This is a genomic window from Streptomyces sp. NPDC006655 (assembly GCF_040703965.1).
Lineage (GTDB): Bacteria > Actinomycetota > Actinomycetes > Streptomycetales > Streptomycetaceae > Streptomyces.
The window spans coordinates 26610-52193 of the sequence record NZ_JBEYJU010000063.1; the positions used below are offsets into that span (position 1 = coordinate 26610).

12 protein-coding genes and 2 pseudogenes are annotated in these 25584 nt (G+C 73.7%); 5 read left to right on the plus strand and 9 right to left on the minus strand.

The features are described from left to right. Positions 1–13: 13 nt before the first annotated feature. The 3 genes from AB0958_RS30085 to AB0958_RS30095 all read right to left on the minus strand — a co-directional run bounded on the left by AB0958_RS30085 (position 14) and on the right by AB0958_RS30095 (position 14922). The gene (locus AB0958_RS30085; RefSeq protein WP_366893622.1) at positions 14–9412 is read right to left on the minus strand and encodes an amino acid adenylation domain-containing protein; all 9399 of its coding nucleotides are present in this window, start codon (positions 9410–9412) and stop codon (positions 14–16) included. Continuing rightward, positions 9409–13398 (minus strand): amino acid adenylation domain-containing protein, encoded by a 3990-nt coding sequence (locus AB0958_RS30090; protein ID WP_366893634.1) that lies wholly within the window; start codon positions 13396–13398, stop codon positions 9409–9411. The genes AB0958_RS30085 and AB0958_RS30090 overlap by 4 nt, the downstream gene beginning before the upstream one ends. A gap of 318 nt (positions 13399–13716) precedes the next feature. After that, positions 13717–14922, minus strand: coding sequence for a glycosyltransferase (locus AB0958_RS30095; RefSeq protein ID WP_366893623.1), 1206 nt, complete (start codon positions 14920–14922; stop codon positions 13717–13719). A gap of 286 nt (positions 14923–15208) precedes the next feature. On the opposite strand from AB0958_RS30095, the gene AB0958_RS30100 reads away from it, so the two are divergent. Then, entirely contained in the window at positions 15209–15913 is a 705-nt protein-coding gene (locus AB0958_RS30100) for an NTP transferase domain-containing protein (protein ID WP_366893624.1), read from the plus strand. Positions 15914–16042: 129 nt separating this feature from the next. Next, positions 16043–17455 carry a DEAD/DEAH box helicase gene (locus AB0958_RS30105; protein ID WP_366893625.1) on the plus strand — a complete coding sequence of 471 codons (1413 nt, stop codon included), beginning with the start codon at positions 16043–16045 and terminating at the stop codon, positions 17453–17455. A gap of 49 nt (positions 17456–17504) precedes the next feature. On the opposite strand, the pseudogene AB0958_RS30110 reads toward AB0958_RS30105, so the two are convergent. The 4 genes and pseudogenes from AB0958_RS30110 to AB0958_RS30125 form a co-directional block, all read right to left on the minus strand. After that, positions 17505–17690: pseudogene (locus AB0958_RS30110) on the minus strand (regulator); the annotation flags it as partial. 148 nt (positions 17691–17838) lie between these two features. After that, on the minus strand, positions 17839–18750 hold the full coding sequence (locus AB0958_RS30115; RefSeq protein ID WP_366893626.1) for a pyridoxamine 5'-phosphate oxidase family protein: 912 nt from the start codon (positions 18748–18750) through the stop codon (positions 17839–17841). Between the two features lie 49 nt (positions 18751–18799). After that, positions 18800–19087: a DUF1876 domain-containing protein gene (locus AB0958_RS30120; RefSeq protein WP_366893627.1), complete on the minus strand. Its 288-nt coding sequence runs from the start codon at positions 19085–19087 to the stop codon at positions 18800–18802. Positions 19088–19209: 122 nt separating this feature from the next. Beyond that, the gene (locus AB0958_RS30125) at positions 19210–20094 is read right to left on the minus strand and encodes a universal stress protein (RefSeq protein WP_366893628.1); all 885 of its coding nucleotides are present in this window, start codon (positions 20092–20094) and stop codon (positions 19210–19212) included. Positions 20095–20307: 213 nt separating this feature from the next. Here AB0958_RS30125 and AB0958_RS30130 point away from each other — a divergent pair, with 213 nt between their 5' ends. The 3 genes from AB0958_RS30130 (at position 20308) to AB0958_RS30140 (ending at position 23768) form a co-directional block, all read left to right on the plus strand. Next, positions 20308–20712: an Hsp20/alpha crystallin family protein gene (locus AB0958_RS30130; protein ID WP_366893629.1), complete on the plus strand. Its 405-nt coding sequence runs from the start codon at positions 20308–20310 to the stop codon at positions 20710–20712. Positions 20713–21280: 568 nt separating this feature from the next. Next, positions 21281–22999, plus strand: a complete 1719-nt coding sequence (locus AB0958_RS30135) for a GAF domain-containing protein (protein ID WP_366893631.1) — start codon at positions 21281–21283, stop codon at positions 22997–22999. A 169-nt stretch (positions 23000–23168) separates the two neighbouring features. Next, complete coding sequence (locus AB0958_RS30140; protein ID WP_366893632.1) at positions 23169–23768, plus strand: hypothetical protein; 600 nt, start codon at positions 23169–23171, stop codon at positions 23766–23768. A 215-nt stretch (positions 23769–23983) separates the two neighbouring features. Here AB0958_RS30140 and AB0958_RS30145 read toward each other — a convergent pair whose 3' ends face one another. Both AB0958_RS30145 and AB0958_RS30150 read right to left on the minus strand, forming a co-directional pair. Then, positions 23984–24685 carry an SDR family oxidoreductase gene (locus AB0958_RS30145; protein WP_366893635.1) on the minus strand — a complete coding sequence of 234 codons (702 nt, stop codon included), beginning with the start codon at positions 24683–24685 and terminating at the stop codon, positions 23984–23986. A 414-nt stretch (positions 24686–25099) separates the two neighbouring features. Further along, positions 25100–25558 (minus strand): annotated as a pseudogene (locus AB0958_RS30150) (NAD(P)-binding domain-containing protein); the annotation flags it as partial. Between the last annotated feature and the right edge of the window lie 26 nt (positions 25559–25584).

The window sequence follows — 25584 nt, forward strand, 5'->3', positions numbered from 1 at the left end:
CGCGGGATGGGGTTTACAGGTGGGCGGTCCCGTGGGTCCCGGGACCCGGGGGCGCCAGCGTCGCCCTGATGGTCTCGGCCACCTCGTGCACGTGGGGGGCCGCGACGACGCCGTAGTGGTCCGTGGGCAGGTACCCGAGGACGGCGGACGGGGGCAGGCAGGCGGCCCACTGCCGGTCCTGCTGCTCGAGGTCCGCGGGGACGGGCAGGCCCGCCGTGGGGTGTGCGGCCAGCCACAGGTGGGTGGGGACGGCGACGAGCGGCCGTACCCGGTGTTCCCCGAGGCTGCGCAGGTTGGCGCGGCAGCAGCGGGCCAGCCTCTCCGCGTACGCCTGTGCGTGCCCGGTCGGCGGCGCGGAGGCGCCGGCGCCGAGTTCGGCGGCGAACACCCTCTCCAGGTGCGCCTCGTCGTAGGCGGCGACGAGCGCTCCTGCCCGGGGTGGTGGCGGATCCAGCAGGTAGAGCGCCTCCGGTGGGCGGCCCGCCGACTCGGCGAGGGCGGCCATCTCCATCGCCACCCGGGCGCCGTAGGACCATCCGGCCAGGTGCAGCCGGTGGTCCGGTCCGCCGAAACGGTCACGTAGTGCCGTGTCGTAGTGGCGGGCGCGGTCGGCCAGCGACCACGCGGGCGTCTCGGTGCCGCGCAGTGCCGGGTCGGCGATGAGGCACACCGTCGGGGCGGGTCCGAGCGCCGCCACCAGGGAGCGGTAGGCCTGGACGTCTCCGCCCACGGGATGCACCAGGCACAGGACGGACGGACCGGTTCCCTCCTGCCAGATGTCGAGGCCCACGAGGGAGGCGCCCGCGGTGGGCTCGGCGGTGGTGAGGGCCGCCTCGATGTGCTTCAGGATCTCCGTGAGGCTGACCCGGTGGCTGAAGGAGGCCAGGTCGAACTCGACGCCGTAGTCGTCCTCGATCTGCGCGATCAGGGTGATCAGGGTCAGCGAGTCGGCGCCCAGGTCGTAGAGGGAGTCCTCGGGGTCCAGTTCGGCCACGCCGAGCAGATCCCGGACCACCCGGGCCATGGCGTCCGCGCGCACCACCGATCCGCCGGCGGTGGAGGATCCCTCCGCCGCGGCCGTCGGCTGCGCCGGTGCGGACCCCGAGGATCCGTCCGCGGTCCCGGCGGGGGCGTAGAAGCCCCGGGAGACATCGATGTCGGTGGTGGACACGAGGAGTTGCGGCAGTTGCAGCGCGAGGGCCCGGCCGAAGACCGCTCTGCCCTCCTCGGCGGTCAGGCCGACCGCCAGATGGGCCTGGTGGCGGCTGTCCGTGTGCAGGACGCGGGCCGCCATTCCGGTCTCGCGCCAGATGTCCCAGTCGATACCGATCCGCACGGTCGTCTCCGTGTCGGTGGCCCGGTGGTGGGCGAAGCCGTCGAGGAGGCCCGCGCCCGCCGCGTAGTCGCTCTGGCCGACACCGCCGAGCAGCGCGGACATGGAGGAGCAGTAGACCGCGATCTCCGGACGGAAGGCTCCGATCAGGTGCTCGACGACGAGTGCGCCCCTCTCGCGGACCGCGGCGGCGTCGCGCATCGCGGTGGCGTCGCGTCGTACCAGCAGGGCGCCGTGGCCGAGACCGGCCGCGTGCACAACGCCGTCCAGCCGCGCCGTGCGGTCGGCGACGGCCGCCGCCACCTCGTGCACGGGCATGGCCGCGAGATCCGCCGGGACGAGACCGACGCGGTCGGCCCATCCGCGCAACTCCTCGGGCAGCCGCGGGTTCCGGGACAGCAGCAGCACCCGGCCGCGGGTGTGTTCGAGCAACCAGGCGGCGACGGCGCGGCCGATACCGCCCGTGCCGCCGAGCACCAGGTGGACGGTGTCCGCTCCGGCCGGCACGGGGGACCGCGCACCCAGCGGCTCCCGCTCCGGTACGGGCACGGTGCCCGACCGCCACCAGTAACCCTGCCGCAGCGCGAGCTGGCGCGGCAGGGCCGGTTCGTCGCCCTGCCCGTCGGGATGCCCGGCCGCAGGTGCTCCCGCGACGACCGCGGCCACGTGCCCGGCCCAGCGCGTGAGGTCGGGGTCGGGGAGGTCGAGCCAGTGGCCGCGCAGGGCGGACTCCTGAGGGGCGACCTCGACCGGCCCGGCGAGCAGCGCCAGTTCCGGCCTGTCCACCGCTCCCGTCACGGGCCGGGCGCCGTACGACAGCCACCACACGCGTGGGGAGCCGTCCCGCCCGGCCAGCGCCTGCGCCAGCGCGGCGGTGCTGTCCAGGCAGGTGTGACGGGCCTGTTCCAGGGTCCCGGTACCGACCGGGCCCGTCACGTCGAGGGGCAGGGCGTGCACCCACTCCGTGCCGACGGAGACCGGAGCACCGTCCTCGGCCAGCGCGTCGAGCAGCAGGCGCACGGACGCGGGGTCGGCGGGGTCCACGGCGTAGGTGTCGGGTCCGGTGCGGGCGAAGGCGCCGGCCGGGTGCACCCGTAGCACGCGCGACGCCACCGCGCCGAAGGGCGCGAGCGCCGCCCGCGGGGTGCTCCCGGGGGCCACGACGACGACGGCGGCCGCGTGGCCGGCCGGCCCCCTGGTGTCCGCGACGGCGGCGCGCCGCAGCCGGACCCAGTGCGGCTGGTGCAGCCAGGCGTCCTGGGGCAACCGCCGGGGCACGGCCGCGGGGACCTCGCGCGGCTTCTCACCCGCCTCCCGGAGCGGCTCCCCACGCAGCTCCTGAGGTGGGCTCTCGGGCGTGTCCCTGGACCGCCGGTCGAAGTCGTACGTCGCGAGGGAGAAGGACGGGGGCGGGAAGTCCCGTGGGGCCGGCGCGGAGCCCGCCCCCCAGTCGACAGGGCGCCCGGCCGTCCAGTCCGCGGCGAGTTCCTGGGCCGTACGGCCGGTCGCGGAGACCGCCACGGCGTCCGGGTCCGCGGTACCGGGCGGCACCGCTCCCGCGGCCACCGCGCGCAGCCAGTGCTCGGCCGCGGCGGCGTCCGCCACGGGGGCCGCGATCCGCAGACGGCGCGGGACCCGCCCGGACTGGAGGTGACGCAGCACCGCCCCGTAGTGCTCGGGCCGGAGCCGGAGGTAGTCGGCGATCCGGCCGGCGTCGGTGGCGAGGGCGTCCATGCCGGACGCCGACAGCACGAGGCACCCGGGTGCCTCGCGGGCCGCCGCCGGTCCGGGCGCGGTGTCCTGCTCCACGATGACGTGGGCGTTGGTGCCGCCGATCCCGAAGCTGCTGACGGCCGCCACCCGTGCCCGCCCCCCGGGCCAGGGCAGGGCCTCGGCCGGGACGTGGAAGGGGGTGGGGTCGGGGCCGATCTCCGGGTTGAAGGCACGGAAGTTGAGGCTGGGCGGGAGCGTCCCGTGGTGCACGGCGAGGACCGCGCGGACGAGGCCCACCACACCGGCGGCCGCGCCCAGGTGGCCGAGCTGGCTCTTGACGGAGCTCAGCGCGCAGCGGCCGGACTCACTGACGTCGAACGCCTGCCGCAGCGCCCCCACTTCGACCGGGTCGCCCAGCCGGGTGCCGGTGCCGTGGGCCTCCACGTAGCCGACGTCGGCGCCCGCGCGTCCGGCGCGGGACAGGGCGGTGCGGATCACCTCCCGCTGCCCGGCCAGGGACGGCGCGGTGTAACTCATCTTCGCCGCACCGTCGTTGTTGATGGCGGAGCCCGTGACGAGGGCGTAGACGGTGTCGCCGTCACGGCGTGCCCGCCGCAGCGTCTTCAGGACCACGACACCGACGCCGCTCGCGCCGACCGTGCCGGTGGCGTCGTCGCTGAAGGGGCGGCAGTCGCCGTCCGCGGAGAAGATGTGCTGCGGCCGGTAGCGGTACCCGCCGGTCAGACCGGGGTCGACGAGCACACCTCCGGCGAGCATCACGTCGGCCTCGCCCTGCCGGAGCAGGCCGGCGGCGAGGTGCACGGCGACCAGCGAGCTGGAGCAGGCCGTCTGCGCGCTGAACGCGGGGCCGGTCAGCCCGAGGTGGTACGCCACCTTGGTGGCCAGGAAGTCCTTGTCGTGGTGCAGGGCGAGCTGGAAGCCGTCGGGCAGCCGGCCGGGATCCGCCTCGCGCAGCAGCGACTGGAAGTAGGTGTTCTCGCCCGCACCGGCCACCAGGCCCACCCGGGTGGCCGAGGTGTCCGCCACTCCGGCGTGTGCCAGGGCCTGCACGGCGGCCATCAGCAGATGGCGCTGCTGGGGGTCCATCAGGCGGGCCTCTTGGGGGCTGATGCCGAAGTGGCCCGGGTCGAAGTCGAGGATGCCGTCGAGGGTGCTGTGCGCGCCGACGACACCGTCCGGCGCGTCGACGCGGCGGATCCCCGTGCCGCCGGACACCACCAGCTCCCAGAAGGCGGCCAGGTCCGGGGCGCCGGGCACCCGTACCGCCATGCCGACCACCGCGATCGGCTCGCCGGGTACCGGGGTCCCGTCGTCCTGCGCGGCCGGTTCGGGGAGCGGCCGGGGGGCGGTGAGGTGGCGGGCCAGGGCGCGGACGGTGACGTGCTCGAAGAGGTCCGCGACGCTGAAGCGCAGGCCGAGTGCCGTGGTGCAGCGCAGGTGGAAGCGCATCAGGGCGAGACTGGAGGCACCCGCCTCGAAGAACGTCTGGTCCGGTGCGATCGGCGACCCGGTGACCTCCTCGAAGGCGGTGCTGAGCCGCTCCTCCTCGGCCGACAGGTCCGTGCGGACGGCCGCGGAACGGCGTATCTCCTCCCCCGGCGCCCGGACCACCGCCCGCCGGTCCAGCTTGCCGCTGGGCGTGCGGGGCAGTCGCGCCAGCCTGCGGAAGCGGTCCACGCGTACGTAGGAGGGCAGCAGGGCGGACAGATGCGCGGCCAGCTCGTCGGCGGACGGTGCTGCGCCCCGCAGCTCCAGGCCCGCGGTCAGCCCGTCGCCGTCCCGGGCGACCACGGCGTTGACCACGGCCGGGTGGCGCAGCAGGGCCGCCTCGACCGAACCGAGTTCGAGCCGGTGCCCGCTCAGTTTGACCTGCTGGTCGTCCCGGCCCGCGAAGTGCAGCAGCCCCGCACGGTCGAAGAACGCGCGGTCACCGCTGCGGTAGAACAGTCCGGCGCCGGGGAGTTCCACGAAGCGGGGGTCGTCGGACGCGGGTTCGCCGGACGCGGGGTCGTCGAGGTAGCAGCGGGTGGTCATGGTGCCGCCGATCAGCAGCTCGCCGGTGCACCCGGCCGGGACCGGGTCGCCCTGGGCGTCCACCACCCGCAGGTCCGCGCCGGCCACCGGGCGCCCGACGGCGGGCCGCTCGGGCCAGCGTGCCGGGTCTCCCGCCAGGCACAGCGCGCTGACCACATGGGTCTCGGTCGGCCCGTAGTGGTTGAACAGGCGTGCGCCGGACAGCCCGGCGAACCAGCGCCGGATGCTGTCGGTGCACACCAACTGCTCGCCCGCGGTGACCACTTCGCGCAGTCTGGCGGGGTACCTGTGCAGGCGGACGGCGTACTCGGCGAGCAGTTGCAGGGCCACGTAGGGCATGAAGATCCGCTCGGCGCCGGAGGAGTCCAGCCGGTCCAGGAGCGCGGGCACGTCCTGCCGCCACTCGGGACGTACGAGGTGGAGACTGCCCCCGGTGCACAGCGTCCCGAAGATCTCCTGGAAGGACACGTCGAACGCCAGCATCGAGAACTGCTGGGTGGCCGCGGGGGCGGTCAGGCCGCCGGGCCCGGACTGCCACCTGATCAGGTCGCACAGCGTACGGTCGTGGATCTGCACGCCCTTGGGGACGCCGGTGGAGCCGGACGTGAACAGCGTGTAGAGGGGGCGGGCGCCGTCGTGCGTCGGCGGCTCGGCCGCGTACCGGTCGTCCGGGTGCCCGTCGTACGACGCACTCGTGCCCTCGCCGCGTGGTGACGCCGGGCCCGGCGGGAGGACGAGGTGGCGCACCACACCGTCCGGGAGCAGTGTGTCCAGCGTCGGCGAGCTGTCCCGTGCGGTCAGGACGCACAGGGGGTCGACGCGTGCCAGGACGCGGCGCAGCACGTCGGGAGGGTAGGACGGGTCGAGGGGGACGGCGGTGACGTTCAGCCTCGCGAGCGCCAGCAGCGCCACCACGTGTTCGGGGGAGGGGTCCAGGTACAGGGCCGCCCGGCAGGGGCTGCCGTCCGGCGGGATCGGGTAGCGGTCGGCCAGCTCCGCGGCCAGGGCCGCGGCTTGGGCGTCGAGGGCCGCGTAGCTCAGGGTGGCGCCGTCGGCCGTGACGACGGCGGTGGCGTCCGGAGCGCGGCCGACCTGCCGGGCGAAGCCTTCGGCGACCGTGGTGAAGCCGGGTTCCGGGGCGGGTCCGCGCCCGTGCTGCGGAAGCGACCGCCGGTACGGCTCGACGAGTTCGCGGGCGGTGCGGCGGCCACCGGCCGCGAGCGCGTCCACGCCCCGCCGGAACAGTTCCGCCATCGCCTCGACGTCCTCGCCGGTGAAACGGTCCTCGGCGTACTCCCAGAGCACGTCGAGTCCGTCCGCGTGCTCGACCACGGAGACCGTCATCGGGCACTTGGCCTCGGGCGCCGCCCACCACAGCGGGCGCTGCACGCAACCGGGCAGCCGCAACGCCCCGAAGTCGGTGTTCTCCAGGACGAACAGGAAGTCGAACGGTGCCCCGTCCGGGGTGCCGTCACCGACACCCTCCCAGCCGGTCAGGACGTCCGTGAAGGCCACGTCCTGGCGTCCGAGCACCTGCCCCGTGCCGGTTCCGGCGCGGTCGAGGTGCGCGCGCAGGTCCTCACCGGGCGCGACGGTCAGGGGCAGCAGCACGGTGTTCGCCATCATGCCCGTGCTGTTCTCGAACTCGCGCACCGGGCGGCCCGCGACCGGCGCGGCGATGCGCGGGCGGACCAGGCCGGTCACGCCGTACAGGCACCAGGAGAAGACGCTCAGCAGGACCTGGAACCGGGTCAGTCCGGACTCGGCGCACAGCTGGTCGACCTGCGCCCGGCGGACGACGTCGAGGGTGGTGTGCAGAAGGCGCGCCCGCGGTGCCGGGCCGGCGTCCCGGGCGGGCAGCGGTTCCTGGGGCTCCTCCTGTCCCCGGTAGAACGCCAGGAGTTCGTCGCGCTGCCGCTGGTAGGCCGGGCTCGCGAACCGGTCGCTCTGCCAGGCGGCGAAGTCCAGCGGGGTCGGAGCGGGCGCCTCGGGCCGGTCGTCCTCGGCGTAGGCGGCCGTCAGGTCGTGCAGCAGGATGCCCAACGACCAGCCGTCCACGGCGATGTGGTGCAGGTGCAGCAGGAGCGTGCCGCCGCCGGCCCGCGGCAGCCAGCAGGCCCGGAGCATGCGGGGAACGCCGAGGTCGAAGGGCTCGGCGAAGAACGCGTCGGCGAAGGCGTGCGCCTCCTCCTCGTCCCAGGCATGCCGGGGGTCCGGCTCGTGCCAGGGGTCGTACGGCTCGCCGACGGTCTGCTCCAGGCCGTCCGGCCCGAGGGCGAAGCCGGTCCGCAGCGCCTCGTGGCGTGCCACGAGGCCGCGCAGCGCTCGCCGCAGGGCGGTGGTGTCGACGGGGCCGTCCACCTGGAAGGCCTGGTTGACCGAGTAGGCCCGCGAGCCGGGGGAGTGGCGCTGTATCAGCCACAGCCGCTGCTGTTCGCTGGTGGCGGGCGCGGAGCGGGCCCCGGAGACCACCGGTGCCGGCAGGGCGCTCTCCTCGCCGGGGTGTGGCGTGTCGAGGTACCGGGCCACGGACGCGAGGTCGCCGTGCAGGACGGCCGTCCGGGGCAGCTCGCGTCCCCAGCGCTGTCGTACGGCGAAACAGAACCGCAGCGCCTTCAACGAGTCGCCGCCGGCGGCGATCCACCGGTCGCCGAGCCCGAGGCCGGTGGTGCCGAGCACCTCCTCGGCCAGCTCGACGACCCGGCGCTCGGTCTCCGTGGCGGCCGGTCCGTCGGGGCCGTGGACGGAGCCGGGCGCGGTGGGCCGCCAGGGCCGGTCGGCCCGGCGCAGCAACGCGGCCCGGTCGACCTTGCCGTTGGCGTTGAGGGGCAGTTCGGGCACGCGGTGGATCTGGTGGGGGCGCATGTAGACCGGCAGGTGGGTCACCAGGTGGCGGTCGAACTCCTCGTAGGACAGTTCCTGGCCGAGGACGACGAACGCCAGCAGTTCGTTGGGCGCCTCCCGGCCCGCGCGGCGCGTGCACACGTAGGCCCGCCGGACCGCCGGGTGGCCGAGAACGCGCCGTTCCACCTCGCCGGGCTCGATCCTGAAACCACGGACCTTGACCTGGCGGTCGGTGCGTCCCACGTACTCCACCAGGCCCTCGTCGACGGCCCGTACGAGGTCGCCGGTGCGGTAATACCGCTCGTCGCCGCCGTCGAGCCACGGCAGCCGCACGAAACGCCGCTCGGTCTCCGCGGGGAGGTTGCGGTATCCGACGGCGAGTCCGGCCCCGGACAACAGGAGTTCGCCGACCTCACCGGGCGCGGCGACCCGCTCCCGGCCGGGTACGACCACCACCGCACCGGTCCCCGGCAGCGGACGGCCGATCGGCACCACGTCCCCGTCGAAGTCCCGGGGGATCGCATGGCACAGGGCGAAGGTGGTGGACTCCGTCGGACCGTAGACGTTGAACAGGCGGGTGCCGCTGCCGGCGTTGTCCCGGTACCAGCGGCGCATCACCCCCGCGTCGAGCTGCTCACCGCCCACGAGAACCTCGCCGGCTCCGGCGAAGCAGTGCGGTACGGCCGTGACCACCGCGTTGAACAGCGCCGTGGTGATGAAGACGGTGTCAACGCGCCCGTGTTCCAGTGCCGCCGCGAGCCGCTCGGGACTCTGCACGTCGCCGTCGCGCAGGATCACGACGCAGCCACCGGTCAGCAGCGGCACCCAGACCTCGAAACTCAGCGCGTCGAACGCCGGATTGGCCACGCAGGCATAGCGCAGGCCGGGCTCGACGCGGAGGTAGCCGGGGCGCGCCAGTCGCCGGACTCCGGCGTCACGGACCTCGACTCCCTTGGGCTGCCCGGTTGTTCCGGAGGTGTAGAACAGGAAGGACACCTCGCCGGGAGCGGACGGTTCCGGCACGGCGGCAGCGGCGTCCGGAGGTTCGGGCAGCAGCGCGTCCGCGGCGACCGCCCGCACCTCCCGCGGCAGGCCCGTGGCGCCGTCGACCGTCTCGTACACCAGGGCGGCCGCGGCCGAGTCCCGGAGGACGAAGTGACGGCGTTCGTCGGGACTCTGCGTGTCGAGGGGCACGACCCGCGCTCCCAGCCGCAGTACGCCCAGCATCACGGGGACCAGTCGCCACGACCGCGGCAGCGCCACCGCCACGGTCTGCCCCGCGGTGACGCCCCGACGCCCGAGCTCCCGCGCGACGGCGGCGGCCGCCGCGTTCAACGTCGCGTAGTCCAGTGTCACTTCACCGTCGGCGACGGCCTCGGCGTGTGGAGTGCGAAGGGCTCGGCGGTGGACGTCGAGGGCTATGCCGGCCGAGGCACTCACGTCCTCGGCCACGTCGAGCGTTCTCATCGTGCCTCCGACGTGTGGGAACGAGTGGTGCGCTCCGGCTCGCCCCGGCCGGGTGCGGAGGTCAGCCGGTTCAGTTCGGCGGTGAGGACGGCGGCGACCCGGGGCAGTTCGTCGCTCTCCAACATGTCCCAGTGACCGCAGGCGACCGGCTCCACCACGAACCCGCCGCTGACGCGACACCGCCAGAACGCGCGTAGACGAGCGGCGGCGTCCTCGACGTCCGCGTCCTCGCCCGCCACGGCCGTCGCCTGCAACAGCACGACGCGGGCGGGTGTCTCGGGCACGGCGTAGTCGCGCGCCGTCTCGCGATGGTGGTTGTAGACGTTCAGGTACCGGACCACCTGGGCGTCGTCGATACCCGGGTACATGCCGTTGAAGCGCACCAGTTTCTCCCGGAACTCCGCCATGCCGACCGGCGCGGTCGCGGTGCCTTGCTCGTCGTCCTGGGCGCCGTGGGTGTCGAGGAGGACCACGCTCACCTTCTGGTGCCCGGCCGTCACCAGGCGGCGGCCCATCTCATAGGCGATCAGGCCGCCGTAGGAGAGCCCGCACAGCACCAGTGCCTCGTCGGCGCGGGGGGCGACGAGCCGCAGATACTCCTCGGCCATCGCCTCGACACCTGGCAGGAGGGGCTCGCCGGGATTGATGCCGGGCGCCTGGAGCCCCACCACGCCGACCTCTTCGCCCAGTTCGGCGGAGAGCGGCAGGTAGCAGAAGGCGGTGCCGCCGGCGGGGTGCACACACACCACGCGCTGCCGGCCACCACCCGCACGGAACTCGACCAGGCTGCCGGGTTCCGCGGACCGCGCATCGCCGCCGTCGCCGCGCACCCGCTCGGCGAGCGCCTCGATGGTGGGGTGCAGCATGACCTCCCGCACGGGCAGGGCGACGCCGAGTTCCTCCTGGACGGCGGCTGCCATCTTGATCGCCGATATCGAAGTGCCGCCCAGCTCGAAGAAGTTGTCGCCGACCCCGATGTCCGGGTGCAGCAGCACCCGGCGCCAGACCCGGTACAGGGCCATCTCCACATGGTCACGGGGCGCGGCCGTGTTGACCTGCCCCGCTCGGGCTCCGGCCGCGGCGCGCAGCACCTCCGCCCGGTCCACCTTGCCGCTGCGGTTCAACGGGAGTCGCTCGAACTCGGCCACCACGGCGGGGATCATGTAGTCCGGCAGACGGTCCTCGAGGGCCGCACGCCACTCGTACGGCAGCCGTGCGGCCCGCGCGCCGCATCCCACGCCGGCGACCAGGCGGGGGCCGCCCGGCGCGTCGCGATCGGCCAGGACTACGGCCTCCCGTACGCCGGGGACCGCCAGCAGCGCGGCCTCCACCTCGCCGGGCTCGATACGGAAGCCGCGCAGCTTGAGCTGGTCGTCGCGGCGGCCGACGTACTCCGCGTTGCCGTCCGGCAGCCAGCGCGCCAGGTCACCGGTGCGGTACAGGCGTTCACCGGGGACGAACGGGTCGGGCACGAAGAGCTCTTCGGTGAGGTCGGGGCGGTTCAGATAGCCCCGGGCCAGACTCGCCCCGCCGAGGTGGACCTCGCCCGTGACTCCCACGGGCACCGGCCGCATCCGCTCGTCGAGCAGGTACAGGCGGGTGCCGCGCAGCGGGCGGCCGATGGGACACGGCCGCTCGTACGGCTGCGGGTCGGTGTAGGCGGTGGAGTAGAGCGTGGCCTCGGTCGGGCCGTAGCCGAAGCAGACGCGCAGACCGGGCAGCAGCTCACGCATCCGGTACAGGGTGCTCTCCGGCAGCGACTCCACTCCGGTGAGGAGCCGGCTCAGGCTGGACCCGGCCAGGCGTGCGGCGGGATCCTCACCGATCCACAGGACGTAGGCCGGGGGCAGGAACGCCTGGGTGACCTTGCGTTCGCGCATCCAGTCCAGCAACGCCGCCGGATCACCGCGGAGTTCGTCGGGTACCAGGTGGAGGACGGCGCCGGTGGTCAACGGGACGAGGAGTTCGTGCACCGACGCGTCGAAGCCGATGCTCGACCAGGCCGAGGACGCCTCTCCGGGAGCGTCCTCCATGAGTTCGCGCCAGTGGTCGAGGAGGTTGACGACGCTGCCGTGCGTCACCGCCACGCCCTTGGGGCGGCCGGTCGACCCCGAGGTGTAGATGACGTAGGCCAGCCGGGCCGGGTCCGCGTCGACGGCCGGTGCCCCGTCCCGGGTCCCCGCCGCCTCCAGCTCCGCCAGGTGCTCCCACGCCTGCCCGCCGTGGTCCGCGATGCCGCTCCGGTCGGTGAGCACGAGGACCGGTCGGGCGTCGCTCACCATGGCGGTGAGCCGCTCGGGGGGCTGGCCGGGGTCGAGAGGCAGGTAGGCGGCGCCCGACTTGAGGATGCCGAGCACGCCGACGACGAGATCGGTGGTGCGTCCGGCGTGCAGGCCCACCACCCGGTCGGGGCCGGCACCGCGGGCGATCAGGGCATGGGCGAGACGGTTGGCCCGGCGGTCGAGTGCCGCGTAGTCGAGCTCCGCGTCCCCGGCCACCACCGCGCACTGCCCGGGGCGTTCGCGGACCTGCGCGGCGAAGCGTTCCAGCACGCCCGCCGCCGGGCCGGTCACGGCGGGCCCGGTGCCGAAGTCGGCCAGCAGCGCCCGCTGTTCGTCCTCGTCGAGCAGCGTCAGGTCGGCGATCTCGGCGTCGGGCCGCTCGGTCATCAGACGCAGCACGCGGAGGAACTGCCGCACGTACCGTTCGATCGTCGTCCGGTCGAAGAGGGCCACCGCGTAGTCGATCTCCCCGGTGAGCCGTCGGCCCTCGTCGGCCAGGGCCAGCACCATGTCGAACTTCGCGGGGACGTGAGCGGCGTCCTCCCGCAGTTCGACCTGAAGGCCGGGGAGTTCGAGTTCCTTCCGCATGGAGGGGACCCAGGCGAACATGGTCTGGAACAGCGCTGTGCAGGCGGGGCTCCGCGGCGGGTTGACCAGTTCGACGACGCGCTCGAACGGGAGGTCGACGTGCTGGAGGCCGTCACGGACCCGCTGGTTCACCCGCTTCAGGGCGTCGCTGACGCTGGGCGAGCCGGAGAGGTCCGCGCGCAGGGCGAGGGTGTTGACGAAGAAGCCGATCAGGTTCTCGACGTCCCCGCGTCGGCGGTTCGACGTGGGGGCGCCGACCACGATGTCGTCCTGCCCGGAGAGCAGGGACAGCAGCACGGACCAGCCGGTCAGGACCGTCGCGTAGAGGGAGACATCGTTGTCCGCGGCCAGCGCGCGCAGGGCCCGCGTCAGGTCCTCGTCCACGCACACGGGCAACCGGTCCCCGTGGAAGTCCTGTTCGGGCGGCCGGGGCCGATCGGTGGGCAGGGAGATCACGGCGGGGGCGTCCGCCAGTGCCGCGGTCCAGTAGTCGGCGTGCGAGGCGGGTTCGTCCCCCGCCATCCACTCCCACTGCCGGCGCGTGTAATCGCTGTACTGCCAGGTCAGTTCGGGCAGCGACGCGTCCTGACCCTGTTGGAGCGCGGAGTACACCAGGCCCAGCTCGCGCAGCAGCAGGGAGCGGGACCAGCCGTCGAAGACGATGTGATGCACCGTCAGGATCAGCACGTGATGGTCCGGTCGGAGCGCCAACAGGCAGCCCCGCGCCATGGGTTCCTCACCCAGACGGAACGGGGTGCCCTCGACCTGCGACCGTATGCGCGTGAACCGGTCGGCCGCGTCCGGCAGCCCCGTCAGATCCTCGAAGGCCACCGGGAACCCCTTGTCCGGAGGATCGACGACCTGGAGGGCCGACCCCCCTGCGGGCACCAGCCTGGTGCGCAGGGCCTCGTGCCGGGCCGAGAGCAGCCGCAGCGCCTCGATCAGCAGGTCGCGGTCCAGCGGGCCCCGGATGTCGAAGGGCATCGGCTCGTTGTAGGCGGCGCTGGCCTCTCCGTCCATGCGCGCCGTGACCCACAGACGCTCCTGCGCCAATGACAAAGGAGCACATTCTGTCTCTGCCGGAATGTCTTCGCCGGAATGATTACCGACTGCGATTCGGGGTAAAGACACGGATTACCCTTCCCGAGAATTGAGCGCGGCGCAAAGCAGTCGAAGTGAGTTCGGAGAAAATGCCTGCGGGGCTGGGGCTCTTCGGTGGGATCGCAGCGGGCGATCGACTGTCCGGCCTGGTCAAAGCCCTACTCGCGCCGCTATGCGGGCAGCGTGGAGAGCGGGGGGAGACGGTGGCTCATTTCCGTTGATGCTAAATGCGCTTTGATTGAGTGGTCAACCGTGACCAACGCCACACCCATTTCCTGGGGACCTGCTGTTTGCGCTCGGCGCGCGATATCGAGGGATTTGCCGGGAAGTGGGTCACCGTGACTCGTCGACCAGTCGGCGTGCGGCCACCTCCGCCCCGTCGGTGCGGAGCCGGCCCGCCAGGGACTTCGCGCGCGCCCCGGTCTCGGGCGACAGGGCGGACTCGAGGGCGACGCCCAGGGACGTGACGGTCGTGGTCGGGGCGTCGAGGGCCGCACCGAGCTCCAGTGCCGCCACCCGGCCCGCCCAGTACGGGTTGTCCGACAGCTGGAGGGGTATCACCACTTGCGGCGTGCCGGCCCGTGCCGCCGTCAGTGTCGTGCCCGCGCCACCGTGGTGGACCACGGCGGCCACCTTGCGGAACAGGTTCTGATGGCTGACCTCGCCGATGGCGAAGCAGTCGTCCCCGTCGTCGACGAGATCCAGGTCCGCCCAGCCGCGGGACACCAGGACGCGGTGGCCCAGGGCGCGGATCGCCTCGACGGCCACGCCGCCGATGCCTTCCGCCGGGGACATGCTGCCGAAGCCCACGTAGACCGGCGGGGCGCCCGCGTCCAGGAAGCTCTCCAGGTCCGCCGGGAGCGGGCGTTCGTCCGGGAGGGTCCAGGCGCCCGTCTGCACGACGTCGAGGCCGGGTGCCCCCGGCCACGCTCCGAGGACCGGGTCCGCCGCCAACCACGGCCGGCCGGTGAGGATGTGGTCGCGCACGGACCCCACCGGAGGCAGACCGAGTGCCGCCCGGTGGCCGTTGAGTGCCGCGGCGAACTGCGCGTCGACGTTGCGGGCGTCCGACTCCCACAGCGTCCGGTTGTCGGCGGCCCCGGGCTCCGGCCAGCCCGGCCGCGGCGGCGGCGCGTGGTGCGGCGACGGCAGGTGGACGGCCGCGTAACTCACGTACACGTAGCGGATGTCCGCGGCCTCGGCCACGGATCGCGCGGCGACCTGCCCCAGGCCCGCGGCCACCACCACGTCACATCCGTCGAACGCCGCCGGGAAGGTGGCGAACTGGGTCTCCACCAACTCGTCGCGGTAGCGGGCCAGATCCGCTGCCGAGGGCAGCGTCTTCCCGCGCATCAACTCCCTGACCGGGGGTCCGACCGGCACCAGCCGCACTCCGATGCCTGCGAGCCGCTCGGCGAACTCCTCGTCCGGCGGGGCGCACATCCGCACCTCCGCGCCGAGCGCCCGCAGCCGCACCGCGAGCGCCACCAGCGGTTCGACGTCGCCACGTGTTCCGTATGTAGACAACAGCACCCGCATCGGGCGTCCTCTTTCATCGGCTTGCGTTGGGGCCGGCGGCAGCAGTGTAGGTCGCGAGGCGGCGGGCGCGGATGATCGTCGTGTTACGTCACCGCGCTTCCTTGCGTCGGTCAACTCGGCTGTTTCGGAGCAGAATTGGGTCTTCCGGAGGTACCGGGAACGGGTTCCCGGTGGCCGCGGCACGCAGCGGGGTCGGAGGTTCGGTGTCGGCCGGCTCTGGGCAGTCTGTGCTCGGCGAGGTGTGCAAGATCCCCCCCCATCGGCCACACGACCGGAGTGCCACACGATGCAGAGTTCGTCCACACCCGTACCCGATGTTTCGGTCATACTGCCCTGCGCCGGATACGGAACACGTTTCGGAGCTCCCTATCCGAAGGAACTGCACTGTCTGGCCCCAGGGGTCACCGTCCTGGACCGCAGCCTGGAAGCCGTCGTCGAACTCGCCAAGAGCGGACTCACCGTGCGCCTGGTCGTCGTGTTCGCGGCACACAAGCTGGACACGGTGAGCTATCTCGCCCGCTACGCCGACACGTTCCAGATGGTCTTCGTGTACCAGGACGAGTCGTTCGGACCCGGTCTCGACGGGGCGATCCGGTCCGCCCTGCCGATGACACAGGGGCCGGTGGCCCTCGTCCTGCCGGACATCGTTGTCGCCGGGTCGGACACGCCGGGCAGGCTCCTCGACGCCCTACGGCACGCCGAGACGGCGGGCTGGAGCGTGGTGGCCGCCGAGGAACGGGACCACGACACGCTGCGGCAGATGGGCGCGTTGGCCGTGGCCGAGGCGGGCGGCGTCCTGACCGTGGGGGCGGCCACCGACAAACCGGCGGACCCCTCGGGCTTCAACGCCTTCTGGGGCATGGTGGCCGTCACCGAGAGCGAGGCGCACAGGCTGCCCGACGTCGTGGGCACGGGAGGGGCCAGCCCGTTGGCCGGTGCGGTCGCCCTCATGGTGGAGGGAATCGTCAACTACAACACTCCGACGGGCTGACCGGATCTGCCCTGTGCTAGCTTTGAGGTTTTGCAGTGCCGCTGTGTCGGTGCCCGGTCCGGGTCCCGGTCGGCGGCCGGATCCCCACCGCGCCTTCCTCGGTACGGTCCCTTCGGAGGAAGGCTCTCTGTGAGCGAATCTGCACGTGCCGACGCCCGGCGCCAGGACGAGGTGCCTGGCGCCGCCGCGGCTCTGCCCCCGGTGACGTCCTTCGCGGAGCTGGGGCTCCCGGCCGAGATCCTGCGGGTGCTCGACGAGCACGGTGTGACGGTGCCCTTCCCCGTCCAGGCGGCGACGCTGCCCCCGGTGCTCGCGGGCCGGGACGTCCTGGGCCGGGGCCGCACCGGATCCGGCAAGACGCTCGCCTTCGGCCTGGGAATGCTCGCCCGCACGGCCGGACGGCGCGCGCGGCCGCGGGAGCCGCTCGCGCTCGTTCTGGTGCCCACCAGGGAACTGGCGCAGCAGGTCGGTGCGGTGCTCACCCCCTACGCCGAGGCGCTGCGGCTGCGGCTCGCGACCGTCGTGGGCGGAGTGTCCGTCGGACGGCAGGCCGCCGAGCTGCGGGACGGCGCCGAGATCGTCGTCGCCACCCCCGGCCGGCTCCACGACCTCGTCGAACGCAAGGGCTGCGGACTCGGACGGGTACGCATCACGGTCCTGGACGAGGCCGACCAGATGTGCGACATGGGGTTCCTGCCGCAGGTCACCGCGATCCTGGACCAGGTGCGTCCCGACGGGCAGCGGATGCTGTTCTCCGCCACCCTCGACCGCGACGTCGACCAACTGGTGCAGAGCCACCTGCGCGACCCCGCCGTCCACTCCGTGGACCCCGCCACCGGTGCGGTCCCCGCGATCGAACACCACGTCTTCCTCGTGCACGGCCCGGACCGGTACGCGGTGACCACCGAGATCGCCGCCCGGGACGGCCGGGTCCTGCTGTTCCTGGACACCAAGCACGGCGTCGACCTGCTCACGCGGCATCTGCGGGCCAGCGGTGTGGCCGCCGGGGCCCTGCACAGCGGGAAGTCCCAGCCGCAGCGCACCCGGACCCTGGCACAGTTCAGGAACGGACAGGTCACCGCGCTGGTGGCGACGAACGTCGCCGCACGCGGCCTGCACGTCGACGACCTCGACCTCGTGGTCAACGTCGACCCCGCCACCGACCCGAAGGACTACCTCCACCGCGCCGGCCGCACGGCCCGCGCCGGCCGCTCCGGCACCGTCGTGACCCTCGCACTGTCGGGACAGCGCCGCGAGACGAGCCAGGTCATGGCGGACGCCGACGTCGTCCCGGAGGTCACCAGAGTGCGGTCGGGCGAGGCGGAGCTGAGCCGGATCACCGGCGCCAGGACCCCCTCCGGCCGGCCCCTCGACGGCGGGCCGGCCGTACCGCGCCCCAAGAACCACAACGCCCCGTTCCGCGGCCTCGGCAGCACCAAGGACACGAAGGGCGGCTCCGGAGGCAGGCCGTCCCGCCGGAGCAGCGAGGCCCGCAAGCTCGCGGAGGCCCGTGAGGCGGCCCGGGTACGGCGGGGTGGCTGAACCCGGCTCCCGGCGGGCGCCGTGACGGTCTCCGTGGCCGGCCGTACGGCGCTTTCGTACCGGGCACATGCGGGTCCAGGGCGACCGCTCCGGTCCGTACGACCCAGAAGCGCCCGGCGGGCAGCCCCTCCTCGAAGAGCCGGGTCCCGGCCGCGAAGGAGACCTCGCGGGCACACCGCATCAGCCGCTCGCGGTGCACAGACGCAAGCGCTGCGTTCATGGTGGCGGCGGCCATCGCACGGGCCCTCCCGGCGGGACGGGACGCGTCCTTCCAGCCTGGGCTCCTCCGTTGCCCGGCACCGCCGGGAGGACATACGGCGATCACCGCGAGGAGTCGTCACCATGACGGGCAGCCGCACGCACCGGCGGCTCGGGGACGTCCCTCATTCATCGGCCGCGGTGATCCGGCGGCCCGTCAGGCTCGTCGGCCTGATCGAGATCCACATCTCCCGCACACCGCCGGCCCAGGGCGTGCTGTGCGCCCGCAGGGCGAGCCCGCGCACGGCCTCCGGATCCGTCACCACGCTCGCGGGGCCGACAGCGAGCACGCTCCAGCCCTGGCTCAGGGCCTCGTCCACATGGTCCACCTCGAAGGCGACCTCCGTCTCGGCGGCGGACGCGGCCACCGAGTGGCGGGCGGTCCGGAACACGATGGCGTCGTGGACGACCTCGTAGTTGACCGGTACGACCGCCGGGCGGCCGTCCGCCGACGTCACCGCGATGCGCCCGACGCCGTGCGTGGACAACAGGGCACGGCACTCGTCCGCGTCGAGGTCCCGCAGCAGCGGCCGGCGCAGGGCACGCCCCTGGCCGGGGGGAAGCTCCATGCCTCCGCCGCGCAGGGCGGCGACCGAGGTGCCCAGTGCGGCGGCCAGCCTGATCAGGGCCGACGTGGACGGATCGGCGGGCTGTTCTTCGAGGTAGGCCAGGTAGTCGGGGGCCATCCGGGCCCGGTGGGCGGTCTCCGCGCGGCTGAGCCCCCGCCTGCGGCGTTGCGCGGCCGCCCGTCGGCCGACGTCGCCGGGGTCGGCCTGCCCGGCCGGGAGTACGGCCTGCGCCGCGTCCGTCGCCGGCGGTACCTCGCGGCCGGGGACACGCTGCCCGCCTTCGAGGTGGCGCACGCGGGCGTCGGGCCCCGGGAACACGAGCGTCACCTGGTCCGTGTCCGACCAGCGCACGTCGTAGGGGGGCGTGCCGTCGTCGTGGCGGAGTCCGACGATCTCTCCGTCGCGCCGGGCGGCGCCGGTCGCCGCCGGGGTTTCGACGACGAGTTGGTCGCCCAGCTGAGCTCGCATGATCGGCCCCTTTCTCCTTCCCGGTTCCCGAACTCCTGCCCGCCCCGGATCAGACCGGCCATCCGGAGGCCTGCCGGACGTCGGGCCGGGCTCCGGCCATGCCTTGGATGTCCCGGTCGGCGGTGCTCAGCAGCTGCCGGGCGAGATCGTTCATGGCCCGGCCCGTCGCCAGTTCGTCCCCGATCTCCGGCACGTTGGTGTCCGCCGGGTGGCAGTGCGCCGTTCCGTTGCCGGAGAGTTCCGTGGTGCCGGTGTCCAGCACCACGTGTGCCTTGGTCGTGCCGTCGTCTTCCTCGAAGAGGTGGAGGCGTACCTTCCACTGACCTGTGTGCGACATCGCTCTCTCCCGGGGTGGTCCGTCTACCACCCTCCACTGTCGGACGGAACCCGCGCGCGGCACAGGGCCGAAGGTCCCCGAGGCACCGGCGTACGGCCCCATGAGACGGACGGGGCGATACCTCACGTCCCAGTGGGAACGGCGATGACAGGGCAGCGGGCGTGGTGCAGGACGCCCTGACTGACCGAGCCCAGCAGCATGCCGGTGAAGCCCCCGCGTCCACGGGTGCCCACCACCAGACCCAGCGCGTGCGCCGAGGCGTCGGCGAGCACCTGCACCGGATGGCCGACGACCAGCTCGTGCCGTAGTTCCACGTCCGGGTAGCGGGCCCGGCGGCCGGCCACCGTCTCGGAGAGCAGCCGACGGCACTCCTGCTGGGGTTCGTACTCGTCGAAGATCCGCAGGGGACCGGGCTGCCACACGTACAGCGCCCGCACCTCGGCTCCGCGCAGCGCGGCCTCCTGGAAGGTCAGGTCGACCGCCGCGGCGGAGTGTTCGCTGCCGTCGACGCCGACCACGTAGTACGCCGGGTCCTGGGTCACGTGCTCCGGTTCCGGTACGACGACCACGGGACAGCGGGCGTGCGCCATGACGGGCAGGGCGACCGAGGCGGAGCCGAACACCTCCTGGGCCCGGCCCAGGTGGCGCGAGCCCAGCACGACGGCTGTGGCGTCGCGGCTCTGTTCCCCCAGCACCCACGCGGGCTCCCCCTCCGCGAGCACGGCGTCCACCTCGATGCCGGGATGCCTGGCCGCGACGAACTCCACCACCTCGGCGAGGATCTCTTTCCCGCCGCGGTGCAGGTCCTCGTTCCACTCCTCCCAGGACGGCGGGACCGCCCCTCCCCGGTGGCCCCGGGTCGGCACGCCCTCGGCGTGGACCGCACGCAGCGGAACGTGCCGCCGGGCCGCTTCGTCGGCCGCCCAGGCCAGTGCCGACCGATGGGCCGGGTCGGCGTCGACACCGACCACGACAGGACGGCGGTCGCTCGGTGCGGGAGCGGTCATGGTGCTCGCCTCCTCGCTGCGGTGCCACGGTGGGTGCCCCGTGCTCTCATGCAAGTCCTGGCTCGTACCCGCTGCCAGGGGCCATTGGTCCCTGCCCGCCGTGAAAGGGACCTCAGGGACCCGGATCCGGGCTGTTCGGCCCCAGCCGGGGCGGCCCCGGCGAGCTGGACTGGAGGCGTCGGCAGACACGACGAGCGCCGAGGAGGTACGGCGATGGCCACACTGACACGCAGGCAGAGGTTCCCGTTCCCGGACATGCCGGACTGGTTCGAGACCCTTCCCAGCAGGCTGACGATGCCCGCGGTCCGGATCGAGGACTACACGGAGAGCGGCCGCTACGTCATGCGCGCCGAACTGCCGGGAATGTCCGCGGAGGACATCGACGTCGTGATCGGCGACGGGGTGCTGACGGTCGAGGCCGAACGCACCGAACGCGACGTCGACAAGAGCCACAGCGAGATCCGGTACGGCGCGATGAGCCGTAGCGTGACCCTGCCGGCCGGCGCCGACGAGGACGACGTCAAGGCCGACTACACCGACGGCATGCTGACCATCAGCGTGGGTCTGGGGGCCGAGAAGGCCGAGGCCAAGCACATCGAGATCCAGCACGGCGGCTGACGTACCAGGTTTCCCTTCCGGTGGGTCCCGTTGGGCCCACCGTCCGCCGCGGACGCCGGCCCGGCGGCGTCGTACCACGAGGTGAGTGGAGGGCGGATCGTGTTGGTCGCGGCTGCCCCATCTCACGCGCACGTCGAGAACCGGCTCGTCCGCCCGCACGATCGGTGTTGGACACCCGACCCGACCGACCCGACTCGATCCGACCCGGCCGGTCCGCGCATGCTCGGGACCCGGGCCGGTCCGCGCACGCTGGGGACCTGGGCCGGTCCGCGCATGCTCGGGACCTGGGCCGGTCCGCGCATGCTCGGGACCCGGGCCGGTCCGCGCACGCTGGGGACCTGGGCCGGTCCGCGCATGCTCGGGACCCGGGCCGGTCCGCGCACGCTGGGGACCTGGGCCGGTCCGCGCACGCTGGGGACCCGGGCCGGTCCGCGCACGCTGGGGACCCGGGCCGGTTCGCGCCGGACGGCCTGCCCCCTGTTCGGCGTGCCGTTCTTCGCGGGGGAGGGATACCGTGGAGACGATCCGAGGAGGTCGGGCCGGTGCGCCGGGACCGAGGAGGAGCGCGGTGGAGACTCCCGACGAGCTCCGCGTCCTGCTGCCGCAGCTGAAACTCGACGAGCTGCTGGACGAGCTGCAGGCCAGGCTGGACGCTGCCCGGGGCACCCGGGACCGCGTGCACAGCCTGTTGGAGGCGCTCCTCTCCGTCGGCCGCGAGCTGGACCTGGAGCAGGCCCTGCGCTCCATCGTCAGGGCCGCCGCGACCCTGGTGGACGCCGAGTACGCGGCCCTGGGCGTCATCGGACCCGACGGCGGCAGCCTGTCGGCGTTCCACACCGTCGGGGTCACCGACGAGCAGGTCCGCGCGATCGGGCCGCTGCCCGAGGGTCACGGCATCCTCGGCGAACTGCTCCGCGATCCGCAGCCTGTGCGTCTGGAGACGCTCTCCCAGCACCCCGCCTCCTACGGTCTCCCGGACCGCCATCCGCCGACGAACAGCTTCCTGGGTGTACCGATCCGGGTCCGCGACGAGGTCTTCGGCAACCTCTACCTGACCGAGAAGCGCGGCGGGCTCCAGTTCGACGAGGAGGACGCGTCGGTGCTCGCCACCCTGGCCGTGGCGGCCGGCGTGGCGATCGACAACGCCCGTCTCTACGAGGACTCCCGGCTTCGGGAGCGGTGGCTGCGGGCGAACGCGGAGATCACCCACGGTCTGATGTCCGGCAGCGGTCGTGCCGAGGCCCTGCACCTGATCGCGGGGCGCGCCAAGGAGATATCCGGCTCCGCGCTGGCGGCGGTCGCCCTGCCCTGGGAGGACAACGCGTCCCTGGGCGTCGAGATCGCCGTGGGACTGGACGCGGACGCGCACCGTGGTCTGGTGCTGCCCCTGCGCGAAACCTTGATGGGGTTGGCGTTCTCCACCGCAGCACCGGTCGCCAGCGACGACGTCACCCGCGATGCCCGGGTCTCTTCCGAACCTCCGCGCTTCACCGGGCTCGGCCCCGCCGTGGCCGTCCCCATCGGCACCGGCGAGGGCGGGGTGCGGGGTGTGGTGCTGCTGGCCCGCGAAGCCGGGCGGCCGGTCTACGCCCACAAGGAGACCGAGATGCTGCAGAGCTTCGCCGCGCAGGCCGCGATCGCGATGGAGCTGGCCGAGCGACGGCAGGACGCCCAGCGGATCGCGGTGCTCCAGGACCGCGACCGGATCGCCCGGGACCTGCACGACCTGGCCATCCAGCGGCTGTTCGCCACCGGGATGACCCTGCAGAGCGCCGGGCGCTTCATCGATCACCCCGAGGCGTCCGAGCGGGTGCTGCGGGCCGTCGACGACCTGGACGAGACCATCAAGATCATCAGGTCGTCCATCTTCGGCCTGCGGGCCCATGGCGACGTCGACGGTGGCGGGCTGCGCGCGAGAGCCGTCCAGACGGTCGGCCGGGCCGCACCGGTCCTGGGTTTCGCGCCCGGCGTGCGCATGGAGGGCCTGCTCGACACCGACGTGCCCCGAGAGATCGGCGACCAGGTGGTGGCCGTGCTCTCCGAGGCGCTGACCAACATCGCCCGACACGCCCACGCTCACCGGGCCGCGGTCACGCTGACCACCGACGGCCGCGAGATACGTCTGACGGTCCGCGACGACGGTGTGGGCATCCCGTCCGGCGGCCGCCGCAGCGGGCTGCGGAACATGGCCGAGCGTGCGGAACAACTCGGCGGGACGTTGGAGATCGTATGCGCCGACGGCGGTGGCACCACGCTGGAATGGCATGTCCCCCTGCCGGCGAAGTAGTCGGCTCCGGTGGGCGCGGGGCCTACCGGGGCAGCGGGCCGGGGCCACTCGGCCCAAGACCCCGCGGACACGGGGCGGCAGCCTGGAGATGCCCGGTCGGGCGCCCCGCGCGACGGCGGCCCCACCCGCCCCGGCCGGGCGACGCGGGCTCTGAGAGGAGGCGGCGGCCATGGCACGGACCCTTCCGGCGACCGTCACCCCGGTACGGCTGTGGCACTGGCGGCGCAATCCGCTCAGACGGCGCAGCGACGTGATCGAGGGCTGGATCATCGCCGTCGGCTGGATACTCGCCGTGGCCTGCGCGGTCCTCGCGGGCGCGACGGCGGCGCGGGTCACCGACGCGGCGTCCGCGGCACGGGCGTCCCAGGTCCACACCGCGACCGCCGTGATCACCGACGGCACGCCGACCCCGGCGGGCGACGGGAAGTACGGCGACTGGCAGGTCCGGGCGACCGTGCGCTGGACCGACCCGGACGGTTCCGTGCACACGGGCCAGGCGGTCGTCCCCGCGGGTGCCCCGGCCGGGACCCGGGTGCCGATCTGGGCGGACCGGGCCGGCCATGTGGTGGGCGCACCCGTCTCCGCGACGGCGGCGACCGTGCAGGCCGCCCTGACCGGCATCCTCGTCGGCCCGCTCGCCGGTGCCGCCGTCTGGGCCGTCGGCAAGGGCATCCGGGTGCGGCTCGTCCGCCGTCGTCTGGCCGAGTGGGACGAGGAGTGGAAGAAGACCGGGCCGCGCTGGGGGAACCTGAGCGGAGGCAGGGGCTGAGGGCGGCGGCACCGCCCGGGACGCCGGAACCGGGCGCCGCTGTCCGTACCCGCCCCGTCCCCGCCGCCCGCCACGGCGGCCAGGGGCGACGGCTCCGGCGCGCTGACCCGGAAACGGTCGCCGCGCCGGCCCTCGTCGAGCACACGGGTCCTGGCCGCGAAGGAGGCCTCGCGGGCGACCGGAGCCGCGGCAGCCGGTGACCGGGGGCGCGGGGGTTACTTCGCCAGCTGGGGGTACAGGCCCGCGAGGTCGCCCGCGAGGCCCGCCTTGACCTGCCGTGAGATGTCGTCGGCGAGGACCTCGTACGCTCCGCTCTCGACGCCGTCCAGGGCGAGGGCGGCGACGTCACGGGGGTCGGACTTGGGGGCGTCGACGTCCGCCGTCAGATCCGTGTCCACGTATCCGACGTGCAGGCCGGTCACGGCGATGCCGCGCGGTTGCAGCTCCAGGCGCAGGGAGTTGGTCTGCGACCACAGCGCGGCCTTGGACGCGCTGTAGGAACCGCCGAGGGCGATCCAGGAGAGCACGGAGTGCACGTTGAGGAGGTGGCCGCCGCCGTTCGCCTCGATGACGGGCACGAAGGCCCGGGTGAGAAGCAGCGGGCCGTAGAAGTTGGTCTCGAACTCCCGGCGTACGTCCTCGACCGGGGAGCCGAGGAAGGACGCGCCGACCGAGGCGCCCGCGTTGTTGATCAGCACGGTGACGTCGCCGGCCTGCGCGGCGGCGGCCGCCACGGAGGCGGGGTCGGTGACCTCCAGCGCCACCGGAACGGCGTCGGGATGCGTGACGGTGCGCGGGTCCCGTGCGGTGGCGTACACCTTGCCGGCGCCGCGCGTGTACAGCTCCTCCACCAGAGCCTTGCCTATGCCTCGGCTGCCGCCGGTCACGAAGACGCTGGCGCCCTTCAGAGCGGTCATGACGATGCCTCCAGAGAGAGGAAACTGATCGGTTTCCGCTACTGTAAACCGATCGGTTTCCCGAGGCAAGTCCAAGCGGGCACCGCGGCGCCCGCCCGAGTGGGCGGAGGTGCGGTGATCCATGTCCAGCGGGCCGCTGCATCGCCCTGGAGGGGCCGGACGTGGTGGCGTGCCTGATCGACGCGGTGGCGTGACCGCGAGGGGCCCGCACGTCCCGGCAGCCGCGCGCTCTCGGCGGTGGGCGGCGCGGTTCATCTCGACGACGTCGTCCAGAGTGGGGTCGGCCGGGAAGGCGGCGAAGCGCTCGAGCATGCTGTCGCGGACGGCGGCGTCCTTGGTGCGGTCCGCCGCGGCCAGGGCGGCGGGGAGCTCGTCGAGGGTCTCGGCGGGGACGGTGGTGAACAGCTCCGCCAGCTGGCCGGCCGCGCCGAAGGGGATCGCCAGGATGATCGCGTCCCGCCCCCGGACCGACTCGTCCCGGGCGACGGCGCGGGCGCCGGACTCCAGCACCTCGGGCGCGACCGCCTCGGGGCCGCGGCGGTCCGCCACCTGGACCTCGTGGCCGGCCAGGCTCAGCTTGCGGGCCAGGTTTCCGCCGATGGCTCCAGCGCCGATGAAGTAATTTTCATGATTTGTCCTCTTGAAAGGTGCACCACCCCGAGAGGCGGTGTGATGTGAGGGTGCCGTGGCGGGACGGCCGGCCGTGGCCGGTTCCCGTGGGGCGCCGGGGGGGGCCGTGCCCCGGCCTGGGGTGGGTCGTCGGCCGCCAGGGCCCTTCTGATGGATCTCCGCGGCGTCGCGACGCCCGGCACGCACGCACGGGGTGGCGGGCCAGGTGGCTCCGCCACATGACCCCCCACCCCCTACGCCCATCGCACGCCCCGAACGCAGAAAGGGAG

Excerpts from the sequence above, each read along its gene's own strand:
- AB0958_RS30085 (WP_366893622.1), bottom strand. The coding sequence starts at position 9,412 with ATGAGAACGCTCGACGTGGCCGAGGACGTGAGTGCCTCGGCCGGCATA.
- AB0958_RS30095 (WP_366893623.1), bottom strand. The coding sequence starts at position 14,922 with ATGCGGGTGCTGTTGTCTACATACGGAACACGTGGCGACGTCGAACCG.
- AB0958_RS30100 (WP_366893624.1), top strand. The coding sequence starts at position 15,209 with ATGCAGAGTTCGTCCACACCCGTACCCGATGTTTCGGTCATACTGCCC.
- AB0958_RS30115 (WP_366893626.1), bottom strand. The coding sequence starts at position 18,750 with ATGCGAGCTCAGCTGGGCGACCAACTCGTCGTCGAAACCCCGGCGGCG.
- AB0958_RS30120 (WP_366893627.1), bottom strand. The coding sequence starts at position 19,087 with ATGTCGCACACAGGTCAGTGGAAGGTACGCCTCCACCTCTTCGAGGAA.
- AB0958_RS30125 (WP_366893628.1), bottom strand. The coding sequence starts at position 20,094 with ATGACCGCTCCCGCACCGAGCGACCGCCGTCCTGTCGTGGTCGGTGTC.
- AB0958_RS30130 (WP_366893629.1), top strand. The coding sequence starts at position 20,308 with ATGGCCACACTGACACGCAGGCAGAGGTTCCCGTTCCCGGACATGCCG.
- AB0958_RS30140 (WP_366893632.1), top strand. The coding sequence starts at position 23,169 with ATGGCACGGACCCTTCCGGCGACCGTCACCCCGGTACGGCTGTGGCAC.
- AB0958_RS30145 (WP_366893635.1), bottom strand. The coding sequence starts at position 24,685 with ATGACCGCTCTGAAGGGCGCCAGCGTCTTCGTGACCGGCGGCAGCCGA.